This is a genomic window from Streptomyces sp. RLA012 (assembly GCF_056270325.1).
In genome coordinates, this window is record NZ_JBWDPA010000002.1 from 1,346,622 (window position 1) to 1,356,594 (window position 9,973).

At 71.7% G+C, this 9,973-nt stretch carries 6 protein-coding genes and 1 pseudogene; 4 read left to right on the plus strand and 3 right to left on the minus strand.

Annotation, left to right across the window (positions count from 1 at the left end):
- Positions 1-429 precede the first annotated feature (429 nt).
- A pseudogene (locus RV986_RS06600) lies at positions 430-2,287 on the plus strand (glycoside hydrolase family 9 protein).
- Here the strand turns inward: RV986_RS06600 and RV986_RS06605 are convergent.
- Positions 2,280-3,530 (minus strand): L,D-transpeptidase, encoded by a 1,251-nt coding sequence (locus tag RV986_RS06605; RefSeq protein WP_475916481.1) that lies wholly within the window; start codon positions 3,528-3,530, stop codon positions 2,280-2,282. The pseudogene RV986_RS06600 and the gene RV986_RS06605 overlap by 8 nt on opposite strands.
- A 131-nt stretch (positions 3,531-3,661) precedes the next feature.
- Positions 3,662-4,639: an aldo/keto reductase gene (locus RV986_RS06610; protein ID WP_475916482.1), complete on the minus strand. Its 978-nt coding sequence runs from the start codon at positions 4,637-4,639 to the stop codon at positions 3,662-3,664.
- Between the two features lie 290 nt (positions 4,640-4,929).
- On the opposite strand from RV986_RS06610, the gene RV986_RS06615 reads away from it, so the two are divergent.
- The 3 genes from RV986_RS06615 to RV986_RS06625 all read left to right on the plus strand — a co-directional run bounded on the left by RV986_RS06615 (position 4,930) and on the right by RV986_RS06625 (position 9,571).
- A complete protein-coding gene (locus tag RV986_RS06615) occupies positions 4,930-6,612 on the plus strand; it encodes an ABC transporter ATP-binding protein (protein WP_475916483.1) in 1,683 nt (560 codons plus the stop codon).
- On the plus strand, positions 6,609-8,390 hold the full coding sequence (locus RV986_RS06620) for an ABC transporter ATP-binding protein (protein ID WP_475916484.1): 1,782 nt from the start codon (positions 6,609-6,611) through the stop codon (positions 8,388-8,390). Before RV986_RS06615 ends, RV986_RS06620 begins: the two co-directional genes overlap by 4 nt.
- A gap of 101 nt (positions 8,391-8,491) precedes the next feature.
- Positions 8,492-9,571 (plus strand): iron-siderophore ABC transporter substrate-binding protein, encoded by a 1,080-nt coding sequence (locus RV986_RS06625; RefSeq protein ID WP_475916485.1) that lies wholly within the window; start codon positions 8,492-8,494, stop codon positions 9,569-9,571.
- A 78-nt stretch (positions 9,572-9,649) separates the two neighbouring features.
- Here the strand turns inward: RV986_RS06625 and RV986_RS06630 are convergent, their stop codons facing one another.
- A complete protein-coding gene (locus RV986_RS06630; RefSeq protein ID WP_475916486.1) occupies positions 9,650-9,859 on the minus strand; it encodes an MbtH family protein in 210 nt (69 codons plus the stop codon).
- Positions 9,860-9,973 lie beyond the last annotated feature (114 nt).

Consider the following 9,973-nt stretch of genomic DNA (forward strand, 5'->3'; position numbering starts at 1 on the left):
ACTACCCATGGGGGGTTGTTGCCGCGAACACCCTCCCCGACAGCTCTTTTGAAGCGGGGGGACGAGCGGGCACACCGTACGCGCACAGAAGGAAGTGAATTGTCTGCACGCCAACAGGCACACCTTTGCACAGTGCGCCGAGCCGAAACAAGAGATCTCGTCACTTTCCCCATTCCGCCGAGCGCGGACCCATTGACGAACAGTCAGCCGGGGCCCCGCAAAAGGAATTCGGAATCCCCTGCGCCCATCGGGCCACTACGCGACGGAGGGCTCGCACCAGGGCCGACCAGGGACCGGAAAGGCGCCCGGCACACCCATTGAAGACGTGACATGCCCATGTAATGCTCGATATTGGGAGCGCTCCCATTATCCGCCGTCCGCCCTCTCGTGACGGCGGCCCCGGATTCATTCACCCGCTGGGAGCCGTTCATGTCCGCATTCCCCTTGCCCCGCAGCCGTCAAAAACACCTGTCAGCCGCCTTGCTCGCGGGGACATTACTCATCGGCGGCCTCACGGCCGCCCCCTCCGCGGCGGGGCTCTCCGCCGCCGTCACGGCGCCAACCGCCGTACGGGTCAACCAAGTCGGCTATCTGCCGGACGGCCCCAAGCGGGCGACCGTGGTCACCTCCGCCACCGGGCCGCTCACCTGGCGGCTGCGCGCCGCCTCGGGCACGGTGGTCGCCTCGGGCTCGACCGTCGGCCGGGGCACCGACGCGGCCTCCGGGCAGCCGGCCCAGGTCGCCGACTTCTCCTCGTACGGACGGACCCGGCTCGGGCTACGTCCTGATGGTCGACGCAATGGTCAGCGATCCCTTCGACATTCGCGCGGATCTGTACGACGGACTGCGCTCCGACGCGCTGGCCTTCTTCTCCCACCAGCGCAGCGGCATCCCCATCGAGGCCTCCCTCCTGGGATCCGCATACGCCCGTCCGGCCGGACATCTAGGAGTCGCGCCGAACCAGGGCGACACGAGCGTGCCCTGTCAGTCCGGGGTGTGCGACTACACCCAGGACGTCAGGGGCGGTTGGTACGACGCGGGCGACCAGGGCAAATACGTCGTGAACGGTGGTATTTCCACCTGGCTGCTCGTCAATTCCTTCGAGCGGGCCAGGAGAGCGGGCACCGCGTCCGCGCTCGGCGACTCCACACTGCGCGTTCCGGAGCGCGGCAACGGCGTCCCCGACGTACTGGACGAGGCTCGCTGGGAGCTCGACTTCCTGCTGCGGATGCAGGTGCCCGACGGCAGACCGTACGCCGGAATGGCCTTCCACAAAGTGCACGACGCCGCCTGGACCGGTCTGCCGACGCGGCCCGAGCAGGACGCCCAGCCGCGTGAGCTCCACCCGCCGTCCGCCGCGGCCACCCTCAACCTGGCGGCCGCGGCGGCCCAGTGCGCCCGCGTCTTCCGGCCGTACGACGCGGCGTTCGCGAGCCGGTGCCTGACCGCCGCCCGCAAGGCCTGGACGGCGGCCGAGGCCAACCCCGCGCGGTACGCGCCGGACACGGACAGCACGGGCGGCGGGGCCTACGGCGACACCCAGGTCACCGACGAGTTCTACTGGGCGGCCGCCGAGCTGTACGCCACGACCGGTGAGCGCGCCTACCGGGACACGGTGACCTCCTCGCCCTGGCACAGCGCGTCGAACGCCTTCACACCCGGCGGCTTCAGCTGGGCCGACACCGCCGCGCTGGGCAGGCTGACCCTGGCGACGGTCCGCAACGGGCTGCCCGCGGCCGACCTGAGGCGGGTGCGCGCCTCGGTGACGGCCGCCGCGGACGGCTATCTGTCCACCATGGCCGCTCAGGGCTATGCCGTTCCGATCCCCGCCACCGGGTATGTCTGGGGCTCCAACAGCGCGGTCACCGACAACGCGATCGTCATGGCCGTCGCGCAGGAACTGACCGGGGACCCCCGCTACCGCGCGGGAGCGCTGGAGTCGATGGACTACCTGCTGGGCCGCAACGCCCTGGGCCAGTCGTACGTCACCGGACACGGGGAGCGGTACTCCGAGAACCAGCACCACCGCTTCTGGGCGCACCAGTACGACCCCTCGCTCCCCCACCCGCCGGCGGGCTCCCTCACGGGCGGGCCCAACAGCGGACTGCAGGACCCGGTCGCGCAGGAGCACCTGCCCGGCTGCGCGCCCCAGGCCTGCTACATCGACGACATCGGCTCGTACTCGACGAACGAGGTCGCCGTCAACTGGAACGCGCCACTGGCGTGGCTGGCCGCCTACGCCGCCGAGGACGACTGCCCCGACGGCCGCTCGGGGCGCCTCAGCTGAGCGCGCTGCCCGCCCGCCACCGGTCCCAGCTCATGTTCCAGCCGTTGAGGCCGTTGTCGGGCCGGACGGTGTCGTCGTGGGAGTTGACCACTTCCACGACGTCACCGACGAGCGAGTTCTCGTAGAACCAGTTCGCGGGCGTGCCGGTGTCCTTCGCGCCCTGGGTGTCGTGCAGACCGACACACCCGTGGCTGACGTTCTGCGCGCCGAAGGTCGAGGCGGAGGACCAGTAGTTGCCGTGGACGAAGGTGCCGGAGGTGGTCAGCCGCATGGCGTGCGGGACGTCGGGGATGTCGTACTCACCGCCGAAGCCGACCGTGGAGCCGTCCATCCGGGTCTGCAGGTACTTCTCCGAGATCACCATCCTGCCGTTCCAGGTGGTGTGTTCGGGCGCTCCGGAGGTGATCGGGATCGTGCGCACCGCGCGGCCCTCGCGCCGTACGACCATGGTCTTCTTCTCGGAGTCGACCAGGCTGGTCTGGTTGCGGCCGACGGTGAAGGTGACGTCCTTGTGCTGGACGCCGTAGCGGCCCGCCGCGCCCTCGACGCCGCGCAGCCGCAGGGAGAGGGTGACCTCGGTGCCCGCGGGCCAGTAGTTCTCGGGGCGGAAGTCGAGCCGGGTGTCGCCGAACCAGTGGGCGGCGATCTCCACTCCGGCCGTGGAGGTCACGGTCACCGCCTGCTCGACGGCCTTCTTGTCGGTGACGGCGTGGTCGAAGTTGAGGGAGACCGGCATCCCGACACCCACGGTCGAGCCGTCCTCGGGGGTGAAGTAGCCGACGAGGGTGGCCTCGGGCGCGATGGTCGTGAAGCTGGTGTTGGCCAGCGCCTCGCGGCCGTTCTTGTCGGTGGCGGCAGCGCGTACGGAGTACTTGGTGGACGGCGAGAGCCTGCCGGACGGTGTCCAGCGGGCGCGGTCGGCGGAGAAGGCGCCGGACACCCGGGTGCCGTCCTCCGCGGTGACCGTCACGGAGGTGAGGGTGCCGCTGCGGACGGAGACGGCGAGCGCGCCCTCGACCGCCGTGTTGGCCGCGCCGGTCCTGGGCGCGACCGTGACGCGGGCGGTGGAGACGACCGAGGGGGAGGCCGAGGGGGAGGCCGAGTCGGACGCCTTCCTGGTCTCGGACCTGCCGGACGTACAGGCGCTGACCACGGAGGCGCCGAGGACGGCGAGGACGGAGCGTCTGCCCAGCCGCCGGGCGGTCGCTGTCCGGGGGGTGCGGCAGCTGTGATCGTCGTTCACGCGGGAGTCCTTACGAGTCTTCCGGGCAGAGGTCCGGCGGGTCCGCCCCGCGCGTCGGCGCGGGGCCTCCCCCCTCTTCACTTGAACCCTAAAGCATCTTATTTATGGTTCAAGTAAAACCATCCTGTGGGTCAGTTGGATCCATGGCCGCTGATCGCCCGGGGCGTGTACGGCTCTTCCAGCTGTTCGATCTCCTTCTCCGCCAGCTCCACGTCGAGGGCGGCCACCGCGTCGTCGACGTGCCCCGCCTTGGTGGCACCGACGATGGGCGCGGTCACGGTGCTCTGGCGCAGCAGCCAGGCGAGGGCGATCCGGGCGCGCGGGACCTCGCGCTCGGCGGCGATCCGGGCGACGGCATCGACGATCTCCCGGTCGCCCTCCTGGTAGAGCTTCTTGCCGTACTCGTCGGTCCGGCTGCGCCCGGTGGTGGTGTCCCAGTCGCGGGTGAGCCGGCCGCGGGCGAGCGGGCTCCAGGGCAGCACTCCGACGCCCTGGTCCGCGCAGAGCGGCAGCATCTCCCGCTCCTCCTCGCGGTAGAGGAGGTTGTAGTGGTTCTGCATGGACACGAACCGCGTCCAGCCGTTCAGCCGGGCCGTGTACTGGGCCTTGGAGAACTGCCAGGCGTACATCGAACTCGCCCCGATGTAGCGGGCCTTGCCCGCCTTCACCACGTCGTGCAGCGCCTCCATCGTCTCCTCGACAGGAGTCGCGGGGTCGAACCGGTGGATCTGGTACAGGTCCACGTAGTCGGTGCCCAGTCGGCGCAGGCTGTTGTCGATCTCGGTCAGCACCGCCTTGCGGGACAGGCCGCGCCCGTTGGGGCCGTCGTGCATCGCGCCGTTCACCTTGGTGGCGATGACGATCTCGTCGCGGCGCGCGAGTTCCGTCAGCGCACGGCCGACGATCTCCTCGCTGGTGCCGTCGGAGTAGACGTTCGCCGTGTCGAAGAAGGTGATCCCGGCGTCCAGCGCACGGCGGATCAGCGGCCGGGCCGCCTCGTCGTCGAGGGTCCATTCGTGCGTCCCCCGGCCGGGCAGCCCGAAACTCATGCAGCCCAGGCAGATCCGGGACACGTCCAGGCCCGTCGAACCGAGCTTCACGTACTGCATGCTCACTCCTGCTTTCCGTGGGGGTGGGACGGATTCCGCCGACGCGTCCGCGGCGAGCCGTCGCTCGGCGCTCCGGGGATGCCATTCCCGATCGCGGTTCGGTTAGTCGCACCGCTCGTACGAACGGCTCAGGGGAACGGCTCGGGGAAGCGGCTCAGCGGGACGGCTCACGCCCACGGCCGGGCGTCGGAAGGCGCGGACACCGCCGGCATCGTCAACCTTGACCATCAAGCCCCTACTTAGACTAGCCTTACCTAAATTCGTGCTGGCTGGTTCCGGAGGGCGGGCCCATGGGGGCAGAGGAATCGCAAGGGCGGGACGTCCTGGTGGGGGCCGTCCGGGGGCAGTGGCGGGACGTCTCCACCGGCGCTCTGCTGGGGGCCGGTCACCAGCTCGGTGAGGCTCTGGTTCCGGTGCTGATCGGCCTGGTGATCGACCAGGCGGTGGCAAAGGACGACACCGGGGCCCTGGTGCGCTGGCTCGCCGTCCTCGCCGTCGTGTACGTGGGACTGTCCTTCAGCTTCCGCTTCGGCGCACGCGCCGGGGAGCGCGCCGCCGAAGTGGCGGCGCACGACCTGCGGGTGGCCCTGGTGCGGCGCGTCCTCGATCCCCGGGGCGGGGCGGAGACCGGGCGACTGCCGGGGGCGCTGGCGAACATCGCCACCGAGGACGCCAAGCGGGTCGGCGCGGTCAACATGGCCGTGATGACCGGCGTCTCGGCCCTCGCCGGACTGGTGGTCAGCGCGGTGGCGCTGCTGGTGGTGTCCGTGCCGCTCGGGCTGGTGGTCCTGCTGGGCACGCCCGTGCTGCTGTGGCTCGGGCACCTGCTCAGCAAGCCCCTGGAGCGGCGCAGCGAGGCCGAGCAGGAGCAGGCCGCCCATGCCTCCGGCGTCGCGGCCGATCTGGTGGCCGGGCTGCGGGTGCTCAAGGGGATCGGCGCCCAGGCCACGGCCGTGGAGCGCTATCGGCGCACCAGCCGCGACTCGCTGGCCGCCACCCTGCGCGCCGCCCGCGCCGAGGCTTGGCAGAGCGGTGTCGTCCTGGCGCTGACCGGGGGCTTCATCGCGCTGGTGGCACTGATCGGCGGACGGCTGGCCGTACAGGGCGACATCACGCTGGGTCAGCTGGTGTCGGCCGTCGGGCTGGCGCTGTTCCTGCTCGGACCGCTTGAGGTACTCGCCTGGGTGAACGCCGAGTTCGCCCAGGGCCGGGCCTCGGCCGCGCGCATCGCCGGGGTGCTCGGTGCGGCGCCGGACATCACCCCGGGCGACGGGCAGCTGCCGGAGCCGGTCCGCGGGGGCCTGCGGCTGCGCGGGGTCAGCCTGGGCGGACTGCGCGGGGCCGACCTGACGGTGGCGCCCGGCGAACTGCTCGGCGTCGCCACCACCGACCCGGCCGCCGCCGAGGCCCTGTTGCGCTGCCTCGGTCGCGCCGAGGACCCCGAGGCGGGGGTCGTCGAGCTCGACGGCGTACCGCTGCCGGACCTCGACCCGGCGCGGCTGCGGACGGCCGTACTGGTCGCCGCGCACGACGCCGACCTCTTCGAGGGCACGCTCGGCGACAACGTCGGCGCCGCCGAGGGCGCCGGGCCCGCGATGGCCGCCGCGTCCGCCGACGAGGTCGCCCGCACCCTGCCGCTCGGCACCGCCACCGAGGTCGGCGAAGGCGGCCGATCGCTCTCCGGCGGCCAGCGTCAGCGGGTCGCCCTCGCCCGCGCGCTGAACGCCCGCCGCCCGGTACTGGTGGTCCACGACCCCACCACCGCCGTGGACGCGGTCACCGAGGCCCGGATCGCTTCGGGCGTGCGGGAGTTCCGGCACGGCCTCACCACGGTGCTGGTCACCAACAGCCCGGCGCTGCTCGCGGTGACCGACCGGGTGGTGCTGCTGGACGCCGGACGGGTCGCCGCGGACGGTCCGCACGCCGACCTCGTACGCGAGGACGCGGCCTACCGGACGGCGGTGCTGGCATGACCACGCGACCCGACGACAGCACCGCGGCGGCAGTGGGAGACCGCGAGCTGCTGCCCACCGCCACGCCCGCCCGCACCCGGGCCGCCGTGCGCGAACTGCTCGGCCCGCACCGGGCACTGGCCTGGGCCGGGTTCGGCGTCCTGGTGGTGGCCACCGCCGTGGGGCTGCTCACCCAGCCGCTGCTGGGCCACATCGTCAACCTGGTCACCGACCGGAGCCCGGCCGGTGCGCTCACCCTGCCCGCGGTGCTGCTGGCGCTCGTCGCCGCCGTGCAGGGCGTCACGACCGCGCTCGGCATGTCGCTGGTCTCCCGGCTCGGCGAGACCGTACTGGCCGAGCTGCGCGAGCGGTTCGTGGAACGGGCCCTGCTGCTGCCGCTGGACCGGCTGGAGAAGGCCGGCTCGGGCGACCTGACCGCCCGCGTCACCCGGGACGTCTCACGGGTCGCCGAGGCGGTGCGCTCCGCGCTGCCCGAGCTGGCCCGTTCCGGGCTGTCGATCGTGCTCACCCTGGCCGCCCTGGCCGTGCTCGACTGGCGTTTCCTGCTCGCCGCACTGCTCGCGGTGCCCGTACAGGCGCACACCGCCCGCTGGTACCTGACCCATGCCACGCCCCTGTACGCGAAGGAACGCGTGGCCACCGGGGTCCAGCAGCAGCAACTGCTCGACACCATCGGCGGGGCGGGCACCGTACGGGCCTACCGGCTGGAGGCCACGCACACCGAGCGGGTCACCGAACGCTCCCGCGCGGCCGTCGACCTGACACTGAGCGGGGTGCGGCTGGTGCTGCGCTTCTACAGCCGGCTGCACCTGGCCGAGTACACCGGTCTGGCGGCGGTGCTGGTGGCCGGCTTCCTGCTCGTACGGGACGGATCGGCGTCGATCGGCACGGCGACGGCGGCCGCGCTGTACTTCCACAGCCTGTTCGGGCCGGTCAACACCGCGCTGGTGCTGCTCGACGAGGCCCAGTCGGCGTCCGCCGCCCTGGCCCGGCTGGTCGGTGTCGTCGACGAACCGGCGCCGCGGATCGCGCCCGAGGCCCCGCGCGGCGCCCCCACCGTCACCCTGACCGGTGTCGGTCACGCCTATCTGCCGGGCCGCCCGGTGCTGCACGACGTGGACCTCGTGCTGCATCCGAAGGAGCGGGTCGCCCTGGTCGGCGCCAGCGGCGCGGGGAAGACCACCCTCGCCAAGCTGGTCGTGGGCATCCACCGTCCCACCGAGGGCCGGGTCGACATCGGAGGGACCGAGCCGAGCGAGTCCGGCCGTACGGTCGCGCTGGTCACCCAGGAGGTGCATGTCTTCGCCGGTCCGCTCGCCGACGACCTGCGGCTGGCCCGGCCCGGCGCCACCGACGAGGAACTCCGCGAGGCCCTGGACCGCGTCGGCGCCCTCGGCTGGGCGGAGGCTCTGCCCGAAGGACTCGGCACCGTGGTGGGCGACGGCGGCCACCGCCTCACCGCCGACCGGGCGCAGCAACTCGCCCTGGCCCGGCTGGTACTGGCCGATCCCCCGGTCGCCGTGCTCGACGAGGCCACCGCCGAAGCGGGCAGCTCCGGCGCCCAGCTGCTGGAACAGGCCGCCGAGCGGGCCCTCGACGGCCGTACCGCGCTGGTGGTCGCGCATCGGCTCAGCCAGGCCGCCGCCGCCGACCGGGTGGTCGTGATGGAGAACGGCCGGATCGCCGAGAGCGGCACCCACGACGAACTGCGCGCCGCCCGCGGACCGTACGCCGCCCTGTGGCGTGCCTGGTCGGAGAACCGCAGCACCGAGCCCTGACCCGGGCCGCCGCCCCGCCCGGCTCAGCCCCGAAAGCCGATCAGAACAGCTCAGAACAGATCAGAAACGATCAGAACCGACACGAACAGAAGGATCACCTGATGCCCCGCGCCCAGAGAGCCACCCGGTTCGCCGGCCTGCTCGCTTCCGTCCTCTTGCTCGTCGGCGCGGCAGCCGGCTGCGGCTCCTCCGACTCCGGCTCGGACTCGGACTCGGACTCGGGTTCCGTCGGCGCCGGGAAGAACGCCACGAGCAGTGCCTTCCCCGTCACCATCGCGCACAAGTACGGCACCACGACCGTCAAGGCCGAGCCCAAGCGCATCGTCACGGTCGGCCTGACCGACCAGGACGCCGTGCTGGCCCTCGGCAAGGTCCCCGTCGGGACGACCGAGTGGCTCGGCGGCTACAAGGGCGCCATCGGCCCCTGGGCGCAGGACAAGCTCGGCGGCGCCGCGGCCCCGACCGTGCTCAAGGACACCGGCACCGGACCCCAGGTGGAGAAGATCGCGGCCCTGCGGCCCGACCTCATCCTCGCCGTCTACTCCGGTCTGACGAAGGCCCAGTACCAGACCCTGTCGAAGTTCGCCCCGGTCGTGGCCCAGCCCAAGGAGTACAACGACTACGGCGTCCCCTGGCAGCAGCAGACCGAGACCATCGGCAAGGCGCTCGGCAAGCCGGACGAGGCGAAGAAGCTGGTCGACGGCGTCGAGGCCGACTTCTCCGCCGCCCAGCAGAAGTACCTGGAGTTCACCAAGGCCACGGCGGTCATGGCCACCCCGTACGAGGGCACGTTCGTGTACGGCAGCCAGGACCCCCGCTCCCGGCTGCTGACCGACCTCGGCTTCACCCTTCCCCAGGGCCTGGACAAGGTGATCGGCGACACCTTCGGCGCCAACATCAGCAAGGAACGCACCGATCTGCTCGACCAGGACGTCGCCGTGTGGATCGTGCCGGACACCACCTCCGCCGTCACCAAGCTGCACCAGGACAAGCTCTACGGCGACCTGAACGTGGTGAAGCAGGGCCGTGAGGTGTTCATCAAGGAGACCAGCGACTACGGCAACGCGGTGTCCCTGTCGACCGTGCTCAGCATTCCCTATGTCCTGGAGCGTCTGGAGCCGCAGCTCGCGGCAGCGGTGGACGGCAAGACCTCGACGAAGGTCGAGCAGCCCGCCTCCTGATCCGTACGCAGTGACATGCGAGTGGGGGACGGCCTCCGGGCCGTCCCCCACTCGCATGTCCACGGGCTACTCCACGGGCTACTCCACGGGCTGCTCCACGAGGCTCTTCGGGCGCATGTCCGTCCAGTTGGCCTCGATGTGGTCCAGGCAGTCCTGCCGTCCGGCCGGGCCGTGGACGACCGTCCAGCCGGCCGGGACGTCGACGAAGTCGGGCCACAGGCTGTGCTGGCCCTCGTCGTTGACCAGGACGGAGTAGACGCCCTCGGGGTTCTCGAACGGGTTGCTCATTCTCTGTTCCTCCCGGATTCGCGGAGTGGATTCGTCGTTGCGTGCAGCGGATTCGTCGTTGCGTAAGTCAGTGGGTCAGTCGGGCAGTCGGGCAGTCGGGCAGTGAGTCAGTGG

Bases quoted from the DNA above. Each gene is read 5' to 3' on its own strand.
- RV986_RS06610 (WP_475916482.1), bottom strand. From the start codon at position 4,639: ATGCAGTACGTGAAGCTCGGTTCGACGGGCCTGGACGTGTCCCGGATC.
- RV986_RS06615 (WP_475916483.1), top strand. From the start codon at position 4,930: ATGGGGGCAGAGGAATCGCAAGGGCGGGACGTCCTGGTGGGGGCCGTC.
- RV986_RS06620 (WP_475916484.1), top strand. From the start codon at position 6,609: ATGACCACGCGACCCGACGACAGCACCGCGGCGGCAGTGGGAGACCGC.
- RV986_RS06625 (WP_475916485.1), top strand. From the start codon at position 8,492: ATGCCCCGCGCCCAGAGAGCCACCCGGTTCGCCGGCCTGCTCGCTTCC.
- RV986_RS06630 (WP_475916486.1), bottom strand. From the start codon at position 9,859: ATGAGCAACCCGTTCGAGAACCCCGAGGGCGTCTACTCCGTCCTGGTC.